This window comes from Desulfosporosinus lacus DSM 15449, assembly GCF_900129935.1.
GTDB lineage: Bacteria > Bacillota > Desulfitobacteriia > Desulfitobacteriales > Desulfitobacteriaceae > Desulfosporosinus > Desulfosporosinus lacus.
Genome location: NZ_FQXJ01000004.1, coordinates 511,064 through 529,401, shown reverse-complemented (window position 1 = coordinate 529,401; position 18,338 = coordinate 511,064). Strand labels below are relative to the sequence as shown.

At 39.5% G+C, this 18,338-nt stretch carries 26 protein-coding genes; 13 read left to right on the top strand and 13 right to left on the bottom strand.

Features of this window, described 5'->3' with window-relative positions; all coding sequences use genetic code 11:
• The first annotated feature begins 68 nt into the window (after window positions 1-68).
• Window positions 69-392, top strand: coding sequence for a rhodanese-like domain-containing protein (locus tag BUB11_RS06965; RefSeq protein WP_073028840.1), 324 nt, complete (start codon window positions 69-71; stop codon window positions 390-392).
• Between the two features lie 172 nt (window positions 393-564).
• On the opposite strand, the gene BUB11_RS29170 is transcribed toward BUB11_RS06965, so the two are convergent.
• The 4 genes from BUB11_RS29170 to BUB11_RS06945 form a co-directional block, all read right to left on the bottom strand.
• Window positions 565-720, bottom strand: a complete 156-nt coding sequence (locus tag BUB11_RS29170) for a DUF3795 domain-containing protein (protein ID WP_143187570.1) — start codon at window positions 718-720, stop codon at window positions 565-567.
• A 49-nt stretch (window positions 721-769) separates the two neighbouring features.
• On the bottom strand, window positions 770-1,546 hold the full coding sequence (locus tag BUB11_RS06955; RefSeq protein WP_073028838.1) for an AraC family transcriptional regulator: 777 nt from the start codon (window positions 1,544-1,546) through the stop codon (window positions 770-772).
• 5 nt (window positions 1,547-1,551) lie between these two features.
• Window positions 1,552-2,148, bottom strand: coding sequence for a LysE family translocator (locus BUB11_RS06950; RefSeq protein ID WP_073028836.1), 597 nt, complete (start codon window positions 2,146-2,148; stop codon window positions 1,552-1,554).
• A 346-nt stretch (window positions 2,149-2,494) separates the two neighbouring features.
• Window positions 2,495-3,025, bottom strand: a complete 531-nt coding sequence (locus BUB11_RS06945; protein WP_073028834.1) for a helix-turn-helix domain-containing protein — start codon at window positions 3,023-3,025, stop codon at window positions 2,495-2,497.
• Window positions 3,026-3,680: 655 nt separating this feature from the next.
• Here BUB11_RS06945 and BUB11_RS06940 point away from each other — a divergent pair.
• Complete coding sequence (locus BUB11_RS06940; protein WP_143187563.1) at window positions 3,681-4,028, top strand: HTH domain-containing protein; 348 nt, start codon at window positions 3,681-3,683, stop codon at window positions 4,026-4,028.
• A gap of 185 nt (window positions 4,029-4,213) precedes the next feature.
• Here BUB11_RS06940 and BUB11_RS06935 read toward each other — a convergent pair whose 3' ends face one another.
• The 4 genes from BUB11_RS06935 to BUB11_RS27750 form a co-directional block, all read right to left on the bottom strand.
• Window positions 4,214-4,513, bottom strand: a complete 300-nt coding sequence (locus BUB11_RS06935; RefSeq protein WP_073028831.1) for a type II toxin-antitoxin system RelE/ParE family toxin — start codon at window positions 4,511-4,513, stop codon at window positions 4,214-4,216.
• Window positions 4,514-4,515: 2 nt separating this feature from the next.
• Window positions 4,516-4,857 (bottom strand): AbrB/MazE/SpoVT family DNA-binding domain-containing protein, encoded by a 342-nt coding sequence (locus BUB11_RS06930; RefSeq protein ID WP_073028829.1) that lies wholly within the window; start codon window positions 4,855-4,857, stop codon window positions 4,516-4,518.
• 163 nt (window positions 4,858-5,020) lie between these two features.
• A complete protein-coding gene (locus tag BUB11_RS06925) occupies window positions 5,021-5,572 on the bottom strand; it encodes a hypothetical protein (RefSeq protein ID WP_073028827.1) in 552 nt (183 codons plus the stop codon).
• A 1-nt stretch (window position 5,573) separates the two neighbouring features.
• Window positions 5,574-5,999, bottom strand: a complete 426-nt coding sequence (locus BUB11_RS27750) for a MerR family transcriptional regulator (protein ID WP_073028826.1) — start codon at window positions 5,997-5,999, stop codon at window positions 5,574-5,576.
• Between the two features lie 515 nt (window positions 6,000-6,514).
• On the opposite strand from BUB11_RS27750, the gene BUB11_RS06915 reads away from it, so the two are divergent.
• Complete coding sequence (locus BUB11_RS06915) at window positions 6,515-7,072, top strand: LemA family protein (protein ID WP_073028824.1); 558 nt, start codon at window positions 6,515-6,517, stop codon at window positions 7,070-7,072.
• Window positions 7,073-7,097: 25 nt separating this feature from the next.
• Complete coding sequence (locus BUB11_RS06910; RefSeq protein ID WP_073028822.1) at window positions 7,098-7,871, top strand: TPM domain-containing protein; 774 nt, start codon at window positions 7,098-7,100, stop codon at window positions 7,869-7,871.
• 30 nt (window positions 7,872-7,901) lie between these two features.
• Here the strand turns inward: BUB11_RS06910 and BUB11_RS28190 are convergent, their stop codons facing one another.
• Both BUB11_RS28190 and BUB11_RS06905 read right to left on the bottom strand, forming a co-directional pair.
• A complete protein-coding gene (locus tag BUB11_RS28190) occupies window positions 7,902-8,036 on the bottom strand; it encodes a DUF2922 domain-containing protein (RefSeq protein ID WP_143187562.1) in 135 nt (44 codons plus the stop codon).
• Window positions 8,026-8,472: a hypothetical protein gene (locus tag BUB11_RS06905; protein ID WP_073028821.1), complete on the bottom strand. Its 447-nt coding sequence runs from the start codon at window positions 8,470-8,472 to the stop codon at window positions 8,026-8,028. Before BUB11_RS06905 ends, BUB11_RS28190 begins: the two co-directional genes overlap by 11 nt.
• A gap of 231 nt (window positions 8,473-8,703) precedes the next feature.
• Between BUB11_RS06905 and BUB11_RS06900 the strand changes: the two genes are divergently transcribed.
• The 8 genes from BUB11_RS06900 (at window position 8,704) to BUB11_RS06860 (ending at window position 16,777) form a co-directional block, all read left to right on the top strand.
• Window positions 8,704-8,952 (top strand): DUF4160 domain-containing protein, encoded by a 249-nt coding sequence (locus BUB11_RS06900; protein ID WP_073028819.1) that lies wholly within the window; start codon window positions 8,704-8,706, stop codon window positions 8,950-8,952.
• Between the two features lie 9 nt (window positions 8,953-8,961).
• The gene (locus tag BUB11_RS06895) at window positions 8,962-9,207 is read left to right on the top strand and encodes a DUF2442 domain-containing protein (protein WP_073028817.1); all 246 of its coding nucleotides are present in this window, start codon (window positions 8,962-8,964) and stop codon (window positions 9,205-9,207) included.
• A gap of 637 nt (window positions 9,208-9,844) precedes the next feature.
• Window positions 9,845-10,885 carry a response regulator transcription factor gene (locus tag BUB11_RS06890; RefSeq protein WP_073028816.1) on the top strand — a complete coding sequence of 347 codons (1,041 nt, stop codon included), beginning with the start codon at window positions 9,845-9,847 and terminating at the stop codon, window positions 10,883-10,885.
• Window positions 10,886-11,096: 211 nt separating this feature from the next.
• Window positions 11,097-11,441, top strand: a complete 345-nt coding sequence (locus tag BUB11_RS06885; RefSeq protein WP_207650030.1) for an APC family permease — start codon at window positions 11,097-11,099, stop codon at window positions 11,439-11,441.
• A gap of 3 nt (window positions 11,442-11,444) precedes the next feature.
• Window positions 11,445-12,236: an SDR family oxidoreductase UcpA gene (gene ucpA / locus BUB11_RS06880; RefSeq protein WP_073028813.1), complete on the top strand. Its 792-nt coding sequence runs from the start codon at window positions 11,445-11,447 to the stop codon at window positions 12,234-12,236.
• A gap of 325 nt (window positions 12,237-12,561) precedes the next feature.
• On the top strand, window positions 12,562-12,834 hold the full coding sequence (locus BUB11_RS06875; protein WP_073028811.1) for a hypothetical protein: 273 nt from the start codon (window positions 12,562-12,564) through the stop codon (window positions 12,832-12,834).
• Between the two features lie 189 nt (window positions 12,835-13,023).
• Complete coding sequence (locus BUB11_RS06870) at window positions 13,024-14,013, top strand: type II toxin-antitoxin system antitoxin SocA domain-containing protein (RefSeq protein WP_073028810.1); 990 nt, start codon at window positions 13,024-13,026, stop codon at window positions 14,011-14,013.
• A 1,363-nt stretch (window positions 14,014-15,376) separates the two neighbouring features.
• The gene (locus BUB11_RS06860) at window positions 15,377-16,777 is read left to right on the top strand and encodes an MFS transporter (protein WP_073028806.1); all 1,401 of its coding nucleotides are present in this window, start codon (window positions 15,377-15,379) and stop codon (window positions 16,775-16,777) included.
• Window positions 16,778-16,818: 41 nt separating this feature from the next.
• Here BUB11_RS06860 and BUB11_RS06855 read toward each other — a convergent pair whose 3' ends face one another.
• The 3 genes from BUB11_RS06855 to BUB11_RS06845 all read right to left on the bottom strand — a co-directional run bounded on the left by BUB11_RS06855 (window position 16,819) and on the right by BUB11_RS06845 (window position 17,832).
• The gene (locus BUB11_RS06855) at window positions 16,819-17,028 is read right to left on the bottom strand and encodes a hypothetical protein (protein ID WP_143187561.1); all 210 of its coding nucleotides are present in this window, start codon (window positions 17,026-17,028) and stop codon (window positions 16,819-16,821) included.
• A gap of 242 nt (window positions 17,029-17,270) precedes the next feature.
• Entirely contained in the window at window positions 17,271-17,609 is a 339-nt protein-coding gene (locus tag BUB11_RS06850; RefSeq protein ID WP_073028803.1) for a type II toxin-antitoxin system PemK/MazF family toxin, read from the bottom strand.
• Window positions 17,593-17,832: a hypothetical protein gene (locus BUB11_RS06845; protein ID WP_073028801.1), complete on the bottom strand. Its 240-nt coding sequence runs from the start codon at window positions 17,830-17,832 to the stop codon at window positions 17,593-17,595. The genes BUB11_RS06850 and BUB11_RS06845 overlap by 17 nt, the downstream gene beginning before the upstream one ends.
• Window positions 17,833-18,013: 181 nt before the next feature.
• Here BUB11_RS06845 and BUB11_RS28010 point away from each other — a divergent pair, with 181 nt between their 5' ends.
• Window positions 18,014-18,187 (top strand): type II toxin-antitoxin system VapC family toxin, encoded by a 174-nt coding sequence (locus tag BUB11_RS28010; protein ID WP_143187560.1) that lies wholly within the window; start codon window positions 18,014-18,016, stop codon window positions 18,185-18,187.
• Window positions 18,188-18,338 lie beyond the last annotated feature (151 nt).

Genomic DNA, 18,338 nt, shown 5'->3' with positions numbered 1-18,338 from the left:
GCCGCGGGACACGCGGTTTAAGCTTGGGGAGTACACGGCATAAGCCGGTATGATGAACCTGGAATCCCCTGGATTCATCCAAGGGGAGTGTCAAAACGGCAGAAAAGGCCGAACCGGAGAAATTTTTAGTCGTCGATGTGCGCAATGCACCGCCCCAAGTAATGAAACAGAAAGTGGCTGGCGCAAAACACATCCCGTTGAAGGATCTCGCAGATCGGCTGGGTGAATTGCCAAAGGATAAAATGATTGTCGTATACTGTTGGGATACTTGGTGCAATATGGCTGCCCATGCTGCCGTTATATTGTTGGAAAACGGCTTCGATGTTTTAGAGTTGACAGGCGGCATTGCGGCATGGAATACAATGAATTTTCCTGTTGAGCCTGTTGTGTGATATATAAAGGTTTAGAAAGTGCCAGTTAATAATCAATTGGGTAAGATAGGAATCTGAACACAAAAATACCGCCCATCTTGTCTATTGGGGCGGTATCCTGTGTAATGTGATAGTCCATATTTATTTTTGATATTCCCTTATTCCGCATAGAATAAAGACTTTTGCAGTTTTCCTAATACATGTGGTAAATAAGATAGCCTGTACAAAAATCAACACCAAGTTGTTGATTACAAGTTTTGGCATGGCATTCTATAGGGCACCGTAAATTGTCACTCCGGCAACCACCACAAGCTCCTTGGGTAAAGTGCTGTAGAAATTCGAGAAATATAGGATATTCATTATATTGCTCACACCTTTCTTTTAGTCACTAGTCCTCCCTAACGTAGGGAGGACCTATATTCAAAGGCTGTTATTCCATAGATACTTTTAAAATGCTTATTTAAATGGGTTAAATCAACAAAACCACATTCCGCTACTGCCGAATAAACATCTTTGGTCTTTTCTATTAACTGCTTTGCAAGTTCTACCCTGCAGTTTAGAAAATATTGATAGGGCGAAATTCCAGTACCGGCTTTAAACATTCTGATAAACTGGAATTTTGAAAGATCAAGTTCTCTACAAATGTCATCAAGTCTCAGTACATTTTCCAGGCTGCAATGAATCATATCCTTTGCTTTTCTGGTTAGATCATTATCCTTCCTGTAGCTCACAAGAAGATTGGGTTGGGTAAAGCTATCGGCAAGAGATAAAAGTAATTCACTACACAATGCTTCAGCTTTTCCACCTAATATTGCAAAAGAAAGGTTTAGGATTCTTTGTTGAAGCCTGTAATTATACACAATTGGAGAAGAGAAACGGACTATATCCTTCTTTTCAAGAATCTCTAAAAACAGTTCCGGCTTAATATATACCATAACATAATCAATACCTGTCTTATCATGTGCCATACCGTCATGCGGCTGTTCCGGATTAAAAAGCATAACACCATTTTGATAGGATGATTGAAAATTACCGTCTAAGTTATACTGCTGAATACCTCGCAGAGTTACACCTAATGCATACTCCTTGTGTGAGTGCTTTTTATATTTAAAATCAGCAAAGCTTGCTGACAACACAGTAACACCAATTGATTTTTTATATATAAATCTGTCCATATGAATCACCTCTTAATTATCTCAACTACCCCAGATGCCAGTATCGCAGAATAAACTAAAAATAATGCCATAACTATATTAACAGTCTTTTGATAGTTCTTCAAAAATTCCTTGAACAGTACACCGAAGAGAACCCATGTAACAAATGCGCAAAATCCAATAATTGTTATAGCTGCAACAAATACTGCAAGTGCTGGCGGAGCAGTATAATACGGCATAACAAAGCTTGGAATGACTGTCATTGTGAACAGTACGACTTTCGGATTTACAAACTGCGTTAGGAAGCCAGAAACAAACGTAGCGGTTTGTATCTCAGCCGACTCTGACACATCCATCTTATATATTTGATAAGCAAGATAGAGTATATAGAAACTTCCGATGATCTGCATAACAATGATAATCTTTGGTATTACTGCTATAAGTACAGTATTCAACACAGCGGAAATACCAAGTAATAAACCAAATGCAATTGTTGCTCCATATGAATATTCCATTGCCTTTTTTGTCCCAAAATTATGTGCTGTGGATAATATAACAATATTTGTAGGCCCAGGTGTAAATGTAACAATAACACAGTATATAAAAAAAGATGAAATATTCATGAGCAAACTCCTTTGAACGTATTTTCATGAATTATACATCTTTAAATTTAAGGCATATAGTATGTTATTGCAGAGTTAAAGGTTTGTATTAAAAACATCTTACGAATGCGTCACACTGAAAATTATTCTCATTTAATGGAAAAGTTTCTCTCTAGATGCTCAAGGTAATCTTCATGCTGTACTGCCAGCCAGTTCGTTAAATATTACCCAGTAGAAGAGATATCCAGCAATTGTGGCATGAATCCAGGGCGGGAATGTCATAAAAATAAGTCACCCTCAAGCAAATAATGCTAGGGGTGACTTGTTTTTATGCTCGCTTATGACGTGTGACGTTATCTGTTCCATTTTATAGATCCTCCAGACAGTCATCACTCAGTGGCAAAACATCTTTATGACGTTCAGCCATCTCATCAAAAAATGCATCAAATTCAGCATCCTGAGCATCAGTTGTCCTAAATTGATCCGCGTATACTCTATATTGACCAGAGGGCAATTTTAATCCTTTGAGTCTACCAGCGCGTATCCAGTTGACCACTGTTTGGTTTGATATTCCAAGCTTTTTAGCCACCTTACCTGTGTTCCACATTTCTTTATTCTCAAAACCAACAAAACGTAATGTCTCTTGAATGGATTGAAAAGTAAGAATTGGTAATTGAGCTTCTTTACAATCAATTTCTATCAACGCTTCGAGGTTTTTTCTCAGTTGTTCAAGGCTGCTTGAATAAGCCAACTTCTTTAAATATCTAGTCCTTAAAACTCGTCCTGCGCGTTGGGAATATTTTGTTTTTTTACCGTTAACTACAATTGAATCAATTGTTAAATCAACCGTTAATGGACGACGACTATGATATTTCCGGATTCCTTGTGTTGTTTGCATTTGAGACACCTCCATCTTAATTATAACCAAAAATCCCAAAAAAGCCAAACTGCTCGGGAACTGGGACGAAAAGCTATTTTAAAATCTTGAAAAGCTAACCTCAGAAGCTGGGTTGGATCAAAAATTGTGCTAGCCAGCGCCGTATTGGCAGAAGCCATGATCGTCATGAATTCGCTGATTGCCAGCGGGATATTCCTCACGGCACACGGCCGTTGAGAGTATAGTTCTGATGATGAATAGTGGTTTGAAGGGCAAATATGGCAGGTCAGCCACTATAGGTAGCGGTTTTGAAGTGAAAAACGGGCCAAATAGTGCATGTTTTGGCCCGTTTTTTTAGTAGTTTTATAGATGACATAGGTTTGTAGATAATAGACAATGCTTAGTTAAAAAAATAGTTAGAGCAATTGGACAAACAAGAATTGAAGATGTAAAGCAAACTGGGTTTAGAGCTAATTAGATGGCACGTAACTGTATGAATACTCCGGGTCAAAATGAGCCATCATTTCGGATTGAGAGAACCATGGTTCCAGAATTTCAGAGCCACCATTCCGGTTAAACAGCCAATTAAATATTATTCCTCGAAGTAGGATAATGGGAATAATTACATTTTATGTTAGATGGGCTATAATATAAAAGATGCACAAATTATACGAGTATGGAAGAAACACAGAAAGGAGCCACAATGCAAACAACAAGGATTGCTTTAGAACCCGTTGATTTAAGGGAAAAGCTATTGATAGCTATTAAAGAATACAAAATTACATTAAACACTTTAAATAAAGTAACTGACATTGAAATTAATTGGCTTTCAGATTTTATAAACGGAAAAAAAGAATTATACGGTTTGCCACATGAAAAGATTTCTCTTTTATTGAATTTAACTATTTTCTTGATCCAGGGCGGGAATGTCATAAAAACAAGTCACCCTCAAGCAAATAATGCTAGGGGTGACTTGTTTTTATGCTCGCTTATGACGTGTGACGTTATCCGTGTTGAATCTTGACGGTACTTTTAGCAGGGGTTATGGGCAGAGCAGCCAGTGTGGAAGGTACCCTGTGCCTGACAGACTTATAGATAGTAATTATCTGCCCTGAAACAAGACTCTTACTGAATGTAAGAATTATTATCGGACGCAACGGTCAAATTTAGAGGCATCCTTGCATGAGGAAACCTCCCGATTAGGAGGTTTTATTGTAATTGTTTCGTGTACCGTTTTAGTTCTTCGTAGAAGTTCTCACGAGTACCAGCAAGTACAATAACAATAGTTTCAGTTGGCTTTTCAACAAGTGTATAAGCGAGCTCATAATTGGTTTTATTGTAATATATATCGCAGCAGTAAATACCTGAAAGGTCCCCGCTTTTAGCTTCTCCGATGTAAGGATCAATAAGAATTTTGTCTACAGTTTTTTGGAAAAGATTCTTAAGAGGTTTTTCTTTGAGTTTTTTTATAAAACGAGCAGCGGGAGGCAAAACGATGAGTTTATGCATCTTCACTTATCCTCCGCGCCAAATACATCATCATAAGTGGAATGCTTGCTTTTATCCTTAGCTGCAAGCTCGGCCTCTGCAATTAGTCCTTCGACTGCTGGACGGATTTTTTTTCTTGCTTCTTTAAATCTGTTAAGCAACTCTTCGCCGGATAAGCCTTGGGAAATCAAGTCGGCTAAGATTTGTTCATCAAACTCACCGCCGCTCTCACGTACAGGGCGTATAACAATGGCATTATTCTGGATATAACACTCAACCTCTTTTTCGATACCAATGTCATTATAAAACTCAATTGGGATGGTTATTTGGCGTTTTTGAGATACCGAGATACGTTTTTTTAACATGTTGATTACCTCCCTTTAAATGGTTTGAGATATGAAAATTTCAAATATTCAATTTTTCTTTGAATTAATAATATCAAAGAAACAGGAGTAATCAAGGGGCCATTCAACTCAACAAAGAAAGGGGACCGGTGCCTGACACCAACTTATCATATTTAATTAGGGGTTAGAGTTTGTTAATAAGGTATTCATAGAAAGCACTAGGGCGTACAACTTCAACGTTGCCGAATATCTTGGGAAAGTCATCTACATTAGCTGTTAACAGTATGTTACAATCGTGTTCCAGTGCTCCAAACATCACATGGATGTCGCAGGGGTCAATATCCTTCAGTTTTTTACCTTCGTTGTCAAGGGTGATCAGCAGTTCCTCTTTTCTTTGACCAGTTCGTAACATGAATAGGTTATACAGGAAATGTCCTATTGGTTGGTTTGATTTTGTAAGGTCTATCCAGAGTTGCCGACCTACCTGAATACGCTCGATGTTTTCAAAGTTTAAGAGTGGGGCAAAACCCTCAAAGAACAGATCAATTTCCTTCTCGGAGTAAATAGTTCCTCTCATGCCCCTTCGGCAATTTGCTATGAATTCACATACTACAACTTCAGTAATTACTGGTTCAAATAATGTGGGAATCTGGGCAAGTTCCAGGAGTTTATAGTTTATACCGCGGGTAAGGATCGCACCACAGAGAACGGTTGTATCAAATAACACTCGATCCATATCACAAGTCCTCTAAATCGTCCTCATCAATTGGAGGTAAACCTTCTCGTTTTGTCCATAGTTGTTCAAAAATGACCTCTCTTTTAGTATCCTGTTCGATGGTAGTTCTAAATTGGTCTGCCGGGATCCGATAGTGCCCGCCAGGAAGCTTAATAGCCTCCAGTCTTCCCGCCTCAATCCAATTGATGACGGCTTGTGTAGATACACCTAATTTCTTGGCTACCTGTCCTGTCGATAACATTTCACTGTCAAGTTTAATACTATTTGCAAAGCTTTGTAGTATCCTAACTTGCACAGGATCAATTTCTAAAGCAGTAATCGTAAGAAGGGATTCAAGAGACTGTCTAATCCGCTTGACCTGACCCATTTGGACTGACTGCACTAAGGCATGAAGAGCATCAGATTTATCTTTTGCACGTACTTCCATGACTAAAACACCTCCTACTAGTATTATAACCAATTTCTCAAAAAGTAGCAAGAACAGTAAAATCATCAAAATAAGCAAGAATGTCAAGAAAGGGAAGGAACCCCGTGCTTGACAGTACAGGACCCAGGACCGGAGGACCGGTGCCTGACACCAACTTATCAACTTATTGTTTAGCTTGTGAAAGCTAGGGTTTCGAAACTTGCCTGAATGAGGGGCTCTTACTTCACGTGTCGCTCATTATCGGACTCGGAATGAATCAAAAAAAGGGAGCTGTTATCTTCAACATGAAATGGCAAAAGCAATAGAGCAAATCGGTGATGACAGCAGTTTCAAAAGCAAAGGGGCATGTGATGTTGCAATCATAGGCCTCTTTGCCTTTCATATTTTTATGTGTAACATAGAATAATTGAGTTACAACGAGGCTGATTTTAGCTAATGTGTTATGCATGTGGTAAAATGATAAATAATCTAGGGAAAGATTATGAGTACTTAAAATAAGTTGGAGGGGATTACTGATGAAGAAATGGTTAATTCCGGTTGGTATTATTGTCCTTCTGGGAGTGATGCTGATCTCAGGGTACAATAACTTGGTAACGATCTCAGAAGATGTCAATGGGAGCTGGAGCCAGGTGCAAAACCAGTTGCAGCGTCGAGCGGATTTGATTCCTAACTTGGTGGAGACTGTTAAGGGGTATGCTTCACAGGAAAAAGAAGTTTTTACTGAAGTTGCCGAAGCAAGAGCAAAATTAGCGGGTGCTTCAAGCGTGGCAGAGGCAGGTCAGGCAGATCAGGCTTTGACTGGCGCATTGGGAAGATTGTTAGCTATTTCCGAAAGCTATCCGCAATTAAAATCGGATGCCAACTTTCGTGCCTTACAGGATGAGCTGGCCGGCACAGAGAATCGCATTGCTACCGCTCGAATGGACTATAATAATTCTGTTCAGGTCTATAATACTAAGACCAAGAGGTTTCCGACATCACTTTATGCCGGAATCTTAGGCTTTGGGCAAAAGGATTACTTCAAACCAAGTGGTGATATAACCAATCCACCGGCAGTTGATTTTTCCAAGTAAAAGTAGACGAAGGGAATGAGACGACATGAAGAGGATGTCCCTTCTTGCGGTAATATTGTGGTTTTTACTATCGATGGCCTCTCCGTTAGGGGCAGCAACTCTGGCCATCCCTCAACCGAGCAGCGAATTTTTTGTTTTGGATCAGGCTAATGTTCTGGATCAGACGACAGAACAACTTATCATTCAAACCTCAGCCGCGCTGGAACAAAAAACTAAAGCTCAAATTGTGGTCGTGACTGTCAACAGCCTGAAGGATACACCACCTGAGGAATATGCCCTGTCAATCCTAAGGGGATGGGGGATTGGGGATAAAACCTTAAATAATGGGCTTCTAATCCTCGTTTCGCCAACGGATCGGGTCTCTCGGATCGAGGTGGGCTATGGGCTGGAAGGTGCCTTGCCTGATGCCAAGACGGGTCAGATTCAGGATGAGTATATGATCCCCTATTTTCAAAACAATGATTATAACCAAGGGATTTTGAATGGGTACAGTGCCTTAGCTCAGGAAGCAGCTAAAGAATATCAAGTGGCCTTGGAGATCAATGCCCCACAGGCACTGCCGGTTTCCTCAACGGCTGCTGCTGCAGAGGACAAGCCTTTGCCATTGTGGGCTAAAGTTATATTTTTCATCTTATTCATCCTGCTCATTTATGCGGATCAGCGCTTCTTTAACGGCTTCTTTTTTGGGTTGATTTTAGGAATGTTACTCAGAGGACGAGGAGGCGGTGGCGGTGGCGGGGGAGGATTCGGGGGCGGCGGCGGCTCCGGCGGAGGAGGGGGCAGCTCCAGACGCTGGTAACTGCGTCATTATTCGAACGAGGCTGACTTTTTACTCGCCGGAACGGCTCCCGCAAGGGGAGAGAATTGAAACCAATTCTCTCCCTGAAGTGAGGAAAATATTCTTGGCAATGATTTGGTCAAATCTGCCTTTGCTATTATCATTTGCATCTTTTTTATGCTTCATGGGTATCCCACCATTTTGTGATCCAACCTAAGACAATTCCGTATATCATAACAGCGATCCAATTTGAAAATACCGTTACCGGAGAGGCAATATGGAATGTTTCTACTTTGTATAAAGTTCCAATGGAATAGAGAAAAAACCAGATTACATAGCCAAAGCAAACAGCTCTTCCTAAATAACTTCCACTTCGTTCTGGAATTATGAAACTAACAAAGAATCCTCCTAAAAAGCCATTCCAAATAATTAAACTACCAAATGCTGCGAGAAAATCTAAAATGTCTTTTGCTGGCTGTCCTAATACAAGTTGACTCAATGATTCGAGCCATGTTACTTTAGCAAAATGCAGAATATAATAGGAGAATAAGTTCCAAGCAAGCATAAATAAACTTGAAATTATTCCGGCTAATGCCCCTCGTAACAATCTGTCTTTAAACAACAACGTCACCCCCCTAACTGTTTTAATATAAGTTTCCCTCCTAAACTCTTTTTATGCAAAGTTTGACATCTGGGGAAAAACAAGACCGGGGCCGGGTGTCTGACACCAACTTATCAACTTATGGTTGATTCAAACGATTAGGATAGAATTTTAGTTCACCATCGCATGCGACAATGGTATAATAAGGGATAATATTACTGTAAAGAAATCAGAATTAAAGGAGGCCTCGGAATGCCCGAGATTGCAAGATTCTATGGAATTATAGTGAAGTTGTTCTTTAATGATCATCTACCACCTCATTTTCATGCATCATATGGTGAATATGTCGGATTGTTCGATATCAAAACCCTTGATATGTTAGAAGGGGATTTACCGAATAGGGCCAAGAAGATGGTAATTGAATGGGGAAGGATTCATCAAGAAGAATTGATGAATATGTGGGAAACTCAAGAGTTCAAAAAACTAAAGGGCTTAGAGTAGGTGAACTTTATGATACCACCGAAAGTAAAAGAAGTTGTTGCAACAAATGATTATAGCTTAATTGTGACGTTTGATAATGCCGTTATAAAACAATACAATATGCAGAATATGATTGAGCAACCACGATTTCTTTCCCTTAAGAATAAGGCTCTTTTTATGACTGTGAGTGTTGATATGGGAGGATACGGTGTAAGCTGGGATTCGGAAATTGACTTAAGCGAAAACGAACTATGGACTCAGGGGATTGAAGTGTAGGTTAATGTAACATGGTGAGACCGGTGCCTGACACCTACTAATAAAAAGCAGAATTATTTGGTTAATTAGTGATAATTATGATATTCTTGGTTTGTACAACTGAATAGGGCGGGTGGGCGGCCGAACCCCGGAAAGGGGGTGAGGCTTATGAGTACGTACCAGGCATTGATGTTTGCCGTGGCGTTTGCGACTTTAGTCGTTCTAATAATCAACGGAAAGCAAAAGAGCAAGTAGCCCATCCCTTCCCCAGGGAGCTTCTTGCTCTTTACCCATTGGTAGCCGCTCACTGCGGCCAGTTTTACAGCCGGGATGTTGACACATCCCGGTTTTAATCTATACTATTTCTTAGCTAATTATACCCTATTAAAGTTATGGCATCAAGTTAGGTGAGATTAACAAAAGGTCACCACATAGCAGTTTCACTGTTTTTTCTGTTCTTTGTTGCATTGGGATTTTTGCCTCTTTAGCAAGGGGGTCTGCCCCCCAAACAATGGGAAACGTATTATAGGACACAGATGTTTTAGCTTGTGATAAACTAAATTATACTAGCTTATGAATTAAGCAGAGAGAACAACGGCGTTCAAGTTGTTTTCTCTGTTTTTTTATGTTTCAAAGTAAATGGGAGGAGTGAGAGATCATGTACAGGGTAGTCATTGTAGATACACAACATGAAATGGCAAAAGCAATAGAGCAAATGGATTTTTGGCGAATACGTCAGGATCTTGAACTTGTGGGGATAGAACAGGATGAGAACCATGTAATGGACTGTTTGCGAGAAATGAAAGCGGATATTGTCTGTGTTGTGACCAATCACCGTCATGTTCAGGATATTGCCTTGATTAGGTACATCAGGCAAAGGCTCTCCGACATCTATCTTATTTTAATCGGTGATGACAGCAGTTATGAACAGGTACGGGGCGGATTCTTGGCAGGGGCGTCTGATTATTTGGTGAGACCTTTATCAGAGGGGCAGCTCGACAGTGCCATCAGCCGGATCTATGAGGGATTTGGGGAGCAGTATGTGCGGGAAAAACTCTCCTTAAAGATCAATGCCCTGATTGAAAATATTTTCTTAGGCGGCGGAAACACTGACTTTATCTGTGAGAGTATTTTAGAACAGATCTATGCTGATTGGGGAAATGATGCCGTTAATTCACAAGTTGTGGGAGAACGGACTAAGAAAAAAATTTATGAGGAACTGATTCAAAGAAAAACCTGGCTGGAAAAATTTATTTACGATAAACGCTATACCTATCAAATGGGATTTATGGTTAAAACCAAAGAGAGAATTAAGCGGGAGTGGAAACGCGATTTTGCCCAGGCGGCTAAGGTGGTAAAAAAATATCAAATGCTGGACAATAAACTCATCTACCACATCGGAAAATATGTGGTGGTTCATGTTGATGAAAGGTTGTCTCTGGAAGACGTTTCACATGGTGTATTCTTAAATAAAAGTTATATCAGCCGAGTTTTCAAAAAGGTAGCGGGCATTAATTTTATCGATTTTATGACGGATGTAAAAATTGATCGAGCTAAGATTCTACTCCGGGATGAGGAGAGGAAGATTTTAGAGGTTGCTTCAACCATCGGCTATAATAATACAGAATACTTCAGCAAGGTTTTTAAGAGTAAGACGGGTTCTTCTCCTTCTCAATACAGAGAAACACTTAAAGTCTAAAGAATTTCGGGGTGGAGGTAAAAATATTACATGGTAAAAAGCTGGGCTCGCTCCTATAATAAGGAGCATAGAAAAACCAAAAACACAGCGTTCAAATGCAAAGGGGCATGTGATGTTGCAATCATAGGCCTCTTTGCTTTTTTCATTTTCTAAGACTAATAGATTTGGGCAGCCGATTCTGCCCAATATTCTAATCTTTGGGCTGAGCGTAATGTTTCTGATGATGCCAAGCATCACCGCTTTCTTTAACCTGATGGCCTTTGCCTGCGCGGCCTGTTACATTATCTCGGTTATTTCCTCCATTAAGATGCAAAAGGAGCATCCGGAGTGGAAGCGCCCCTATAAACTGCCGGGTGGTAACCTGATGAGATACCTGGCCCTGGTGATTTCTATGGTCATTGCCGGTTTCACTGCCTACGGACAGACAACCGAGTCTTGGTTCGGCTTTATAGGCTACATGGGCATAGGTCTTGTCTTATGGATTTGGATGATGGTTAAAAAGTGGCCTGAAGAAAGGGTTTGGATGATGACGCCGGACGGGGAAAAGGAGTTTTAGAAAATGGGGAAGTTATCGGGAAAGGTTGCCTTTATCACCGGAGCATCTAAGGGGATCGGAGAGGGGATTGCCAGGGTATATGCCAAGCATGGTGCAAAATTGGTTTTGGCAGCTCGCTCAAGCGCCACAGAGGAGCTTGCGCAGGAATTGCGTGAACTTGGGTTTGAGGTCATTGCTGTGAAGGTAGATGTCACCGATGTGGAGAGTATTCAAGCCGGTGTGGACAAGGCTATTGAAACCTTTGGTAAAATTGATGTGCTTGTTAATAAGGCAGGGGTGTGCAAACTCGGCAGCTTCTTGGAATCGAGCGATGAGGACAGGGATTTCCATATAGATGTCAACATTAAAGGGGTTTGGAATACAACAAAGCTTGTTGTGCCGTATATGATCAAGCAGAGCTATGGCAAGATCGTGATTATGTCTTCGGTAACAGGGGATATGGTGGCGGATCCGGGCGAAGTTGCCTATGCCACAACCAAGGCTGCCCTGATTGGCTTTACCAAAGCAATGGCTCGCGAAGTGGCGGATTATAATATTACGGTGAATGCCATCTGTCCAGGTTACGTGCTGACGCCGATGGTTAAGGAGATGGCGCTGCAGAGCAATCCTGAGAATCCACAAAGCGTTATTGATGGGATCGCCAATGCAATTCCTATGAAACGATTAGCCGATCCGGTAGAAGTCGGTGAACTGGCGGCTTTCTTAGGGTGTGATGAGTCAAGTTATTTGACTGGGACTCAAATGGTTATTGATGGTGGAAGTACTTTGCCGGAAACCTTTACTATGGGTGTTTAGCAGTCGCCGGATAGAGGGGGGAGCTGTCTATCAGACAATTATAGAAGAGAGCCTTTTTGCAGAAGGCTCTCTTCTTGACTTCAATTAAGATCTCTTGCGCGTATTTTCCTTTGATTATGGGTGTGAACTTCCATGAAGCTGTCTTGAATCGTGAACTAAGGGGCTCTTTCTTTGAATATTATGGATTTTGCTTGGGTGGAAAAGGCTTTCAAAGGGTGGCCTGTTAATCAAAACAAAAAATGTATCAATTAGTACTAATATTATTGTTTTGTCAGTATAATTGGAGTATAATTTGCTTATAGTATAGAGAGGAGTGATAAAGCCTTTGAAAGAGAAAGTGGAGACTAAAAAATATACGGATTTTACCCCTGAACATATAAAAAAATATCTTGATGAATTTAGAAAACTTATATTAAAGGGTAATTATTCGATTTCAATAAATAAGAATCGGCAAAAGAATACTGATTTCATTGAAACATATCAAATTGATACTAAAAAGGAAAGAGAAATATTTCTCGCTCTTCAATATGAGGACTTTTGCTATGCAGTTGATAATGAAAAAGAAATTGAGGAACAGCGCCTTGGTGAAATTCGTTAATGCTGTGTGTTGTATCTATCGGGTGAAAGAAAGTGAAACTGAGAGGAGCCAAAAACCTGATGGATTTATCACAGTAGATCTTTGGGGAAGGACCATCTTTTGGGTAACCCCGCGTTCATCTTCGACAATAATATGGAGGTGAATTCGGTGTATGTATTACATTAATAAATATCAGAGGAGGTCATAATAATGAAATTCTGTGAAAATTGTCGTGATATCGTAGAATTCTCGGTTAGGGAAGAAGCAATAACTAAAGTTATTAAAGGAAAAGAAATAACATACAAAGCAAAAGTTGCGTTTTGTAATGAGTGTGGCGAGGAGATATTTGTGGGTGAAATTAGAGACCTAAATCTTAAAATGCTTGATATTGCTTATAGGGAACATGAGCAACTTATTCAGGTATTTGAAATTGAAAGTATTTTGGAGAAATACAATATTGGCAAAAGGCCACTCTCAACTCTATTAAACTGGGGGGAAGGTACTTTAACTAGATATTTGGATGGCGATGTACCAACAAAACAATATTCAGAAAAACTTAGACTTCTCCTTGAAGACTCAGGATATATGATCAAAATATTGGAAGAAAACAAAGATAAGATCACTGAACGTGCCTACAAACTTTGTAAGGAAGCTATAGAAAAAATTGAAACAGAGATGTTGAGAGGTGACGGTAAAATTGACAGTGTTGTAAAATATTTCATCATCAACTGTGTTGAAATAACCCCTTTAGCGTTGCAAAAATTGCTTTATTTTGCTCAGGGTTTTTATAAGGCTTTTAATTACGAGTATTTGTTTGCTAATGACTGCGAAGCATGGGTACACGGACCTGTTTTCAGAAATGTATACGATAAATATAAAAATCGTGGGTATAACCCCATCGAGGATAATGTTTCTGAATACGACGACTTTGAGATTTCCGAAACTGAAAAAGAGATTCTTGATAGCATTATTGTCAATTTTGGATGCTTTAGCGGCAAAATTTTGGAGAAAATGACTCACATAGAAACCCCCTGGAGAATCACCAGGAGAGGGCTTGCAGAAGATGAGGGCTCTAATCGTATCATAAAAAAAGAGTTAATTTCCGAATACTTCTCTGAAATTAAGTCAAAGTATAACATGCTTAACTTTTCCGATATAAAGGACTATAGTTCGGATTTGTTCGTGAAACTTTATAATTAAGTGCTTGAAAAACTCGGGCAAAGTAGCAAGATTGGTCTTTGCTACAGCCGGATTTTTTGAAAAAATTATCATCGAAATGATTGGAGAAAGGCTCGAATGAGTACAATATATAAAGAACAAAAATAAGCAGAGTTCTAGGAAAAGAGGTACCTGGCAAAAGCAATAGAGCAAATCGGTGATGACAGCAGTTTCAAAAGCAAAGGGGCATGTGATGTTGCAATCATAAGCCTCTTTGCCTTTCATATTTTAATGTGTAACATATAATAATTGAGTTACAACGAGGCTGATTTTAGCTAATGTGTTATGCATGTGGTAAGTAAAATGATAAATAATCTAGGGAAAGATTATGACTTCAAACCAAGTGGTGATGTAACCAATCCACCGGCAGTTGATTTTTCTAAGTAAAAGTAGACGAAGGGAATGAGACGACATGAAGAGGATGTCCCTTCTTGCGGCAATATTATGGTTTTTACTATCGATGGCCTCTCCGTATATTTTGAAGGAAACCAGATACATTTAGACGAAATCGATATATTATTCTTATAATAATTCCGTTAAATAATATTAAAAAAATTGATAATTTTAAAGTTTCAATATCCATAGATACCACTTTCTAAATTTTTAATTTTCTAACAAAATTATACTAACAAAATTTGGTCTTGTCAAAAAGTACAACTTACCTCAGTAGTTTTGCATAAAGCAAGGTAAGCGTAAAAGTGTGTCCTGAATCTTCTGACCAGGCACTCTTAAGAGCTATACAAAGTGGAAAGAATTGTACTATTTTATGTTAGCCCATAAGACATGGGAATCAGTACACAAATCATTGAAAAGGCAGCCCCTTTTCACTTTCGAAAACAAATGAGAGGGTAAAATCCGCAGGAGAAATTGCGAATTTTACTCTCTCACTTATTTTTAGGGACACAAAAAAGAGGTTCTTTTAAAAAATAGTTGTGTCACATTCGACTGGGTGTTTAATAAGGGGGGCTCATTGTGTGATCGTGATCGCCTATGTTCCTCAATACGCATACAACTATTCCATCAGAGTCTTTCTCGAATCGAAAAGTAAAGCGAATAATCATATTCAAACTAGCTGACCACACCCTGTCAGTTCGGCCCAATTCGTGAATTCGAAATGATGGATGCCGCCAATCGTCCATGAATTGGTGCAATTTATCATTAAATAGGCTTTGGATATTTTTGGGTAGTTTATCATAAGAGCGAGTGAAGCGTCGTCTTATGCGTTACCTTTGGAGCCGTTCACGTTTTCGGCATGTTTCGCGGTAGATTAGGATTATAGTTGTAGGTAAGGACAAATTAAGTTCTTGATATTTAGATGAGAAAGAGTGTTTTAGGGGGAAATAGTATGGAAGAAAATCGATCTATGGTTAAGCTCACTATGGCTATCGTCATGATAACATCCTTCATCACCCCATTTATGGGCAATGCCATCAATTTGGGTATCCCACAGATGGCTCTGGAGTTCGGAGTTGGCCAATCTTTGCTGAACTGGGTCGTAACCAGTTATCTCTTGGCATCGGCTGCTTTTTTACTTCCCTTTGGACGTTTAGCGGATATTGTGGGTCGGAAAAAAGTCTTTACAGTTGGAATGTTCCTTTTTGCCTTAACGGCTTTAGGCAGCGGATTCGCTTGGTCGTTCTCGATGTTTATAATCTTTAGAGTTTTGCAGGGAATCGCCAGTGCTATGATTTTTGGGACCTCTATGGCGATACTAACGTCAGTTGTCCCACCAAAAGAACGTGGAAAAGCGATGGGTCTTAGCGCTGCATCGACCTATATCGGTCTCTCATTAGGGCCTGTATTAGGGGGCGTGATATGCAGTACGATAGGTTGGCGAGGTATTTTTTATTTTAACTTTGCACTTGCTTTAGTTGTCCTCTGCTTAACATTGGCTAAGCTCTCTGGTGAATGGTTGGGGGCAGTGGACAAATTTGATAAGTGGGGCGGTATTCTTTGGATCTTGGGCATATTGCTCTTTCTCTATGGGTTAACTGATATTACTGCGGGTTTCCAATATATGATAACCTTTATTCTCGGTCTGACACTTTTGATTGCTTTTGTTGTCTATGAAACTAAAATTTCTAATCCCTTATTGCCAATACGCATGTTTATGAATAATCGTGCCTTTACCTTTTCGAATTTGGCTGCTCTTATTAATTACAGTGCTACCTTTGCTTTAACCTTTCTGATGTCTTTATATCTTCAAAATGTACAGAATATCGAAACCTCTCAATCAGGTTTGATTCTATTGTCCCAGCCAATACTTATGGCCGCTCTTTCCCCTTTAGCCGGACGTTTATCGGATCGAATTAATTCCCAAATACTTGCTTCAGTTGGGATGGCTATTACCACTTTGGGACTGTTCTTTTTTATCTTTCTGGATGAAAAGACCTCTATTTTACTTGTTATAATTAATCTGGCGTTTATCGGTCTGGGCTTTGCCTTTTTTTCGTCCCCCAATTCAAATGCTGTCATGAGTTCAGTGGATCGAACGCTTTACGGAGTAGCTTCTTCTACCCTTGGAACCATGAGACTGCTTGGCCAGACGCTGAGTATGACGATTGTGGCCCTCATAACTTCTTTAAGTATGAAAAATTTAACCCTCGATTCACCAGATTATGTTACGAGTTTTCTGCAAAGTTCGAGAGCCAGTTTCACTGTTTTTTCTGTTCTTTGTTGCATTGGGATTTTTGCCTCTTTAGCAAGGGGGTCTGCCCCCCAAACAATGAGGAACAATTCTGATTGAGCCTTGGAAAGTTCTTCGTTGGAGCTTTCCAAATAATTTCCTTAATTTCCTTTTCTAAGTTTATTAAGAAGAGCGTAAGCCCGTTCATTGCGCTCAATCGCTTTTTGCGAGGGCTTCCTTTTGATTTCCGTTAGGATGTCTTGTACGTATTTTCCCTTGATTACGGGTGTGGGATTAACTTTTAATGCACTCATTTTCACTCGCACCCCTTCATGGTCGGTTTGATCTGTTACTTCTTTATCTTTATCCATATTGTACCACCCACTTTGCATAATTCTATACTCATATTATACCCATGATAATACGCTATAATAATTCTCGCGAGCAGGTCCGGTGCCTGACACCAACTTATCAACTTATCAAGATAAGTAGTGCTGATGAGACCGAGTAAACTTTACCGATCTCAACAGCATTAAATAGCTCTTGCACTATGGTGAAAACGATGGTCTCTGAACAACGCATATATAAAAGACATAGGACCTCTAGGAGGTTGCTATGCCTTTAAATCTAATGCTTTTTTCAGCTTATTAATTAACTCTTCATATTCTCCGGGTCCAAACTGGTGGTCAATTCTAAATAATAGTTGGCTTCTGCTAATCGTATGTATTTTATTGGTTCTTACATAGGTTTCTTTCTTAAGTTGAACCTTTATATCAAATTCTGACTTTGCAGGTTGACTTGTACACAAACAGATAACTACGTCATCATTTTTATCACATTGATTACTGAGTACAAAAACTGGAGACTTTCTAATATAATCCCTTATTTGAAATTTGGCAAAAAAAAAATCTCCATGTTTTGCGTTATATCGCAAATCACTTAGATCTACCATAAATCACTTTCAACTCTTCCTCATAAAAATCCTTGAAGTAATCCTCTTCTTCTATCATAACATTTTCCTCGGAAGGTGTGAGAGTAATCGGCTGTATCTTGTCTAATCCCAGTTCCTGCTCCATTTGGTCGACAATCAATTTATCGATCATTTTATTCTCTCCTATATACTTCATTGATAGCCGTTTTCGCGTTTCTATAAGAATACCATTAGCAATTACCATTTCACAATCCTCCTCTCTAAGCTAAGTATATAACTAAAAAAAGGAAGATTCAATACTATGATAATTTCTAGTTATAACCTAACCGAATTGACATGCTTTCAAACCTCGGTGCCTACACCAGCTTAATCCCAACTTATCAACTTATTTTATTCCTGTATCGAGAATCGCACGTGCTGGGTTAATGCGCAGAGCTTTATTCAACCAAGGAATAAAGAGAGATGAAATAATGTTCTCCGACTGTTTGATTGCTTCTACAGGTGTTGAATTAGATGCGGTAGTGCTTAGCGCAAATCGCAAAGACTTTGTTCATTTGGAACAGTTCGGAGTCAAGTGGCAGAATCCTATAAATATTTGAGCATACATTAATGAGACGTCTTGGTCTCTTTTTTTGTGTTCTACTGTTTACTCTACATCTACTACACCGAATGCAACTGTAGATGCAACTGGCACTATTTATACAGTTACATTAAATGACGCCAGTGCTTTAGCGGTAGCTGCAGGATCTG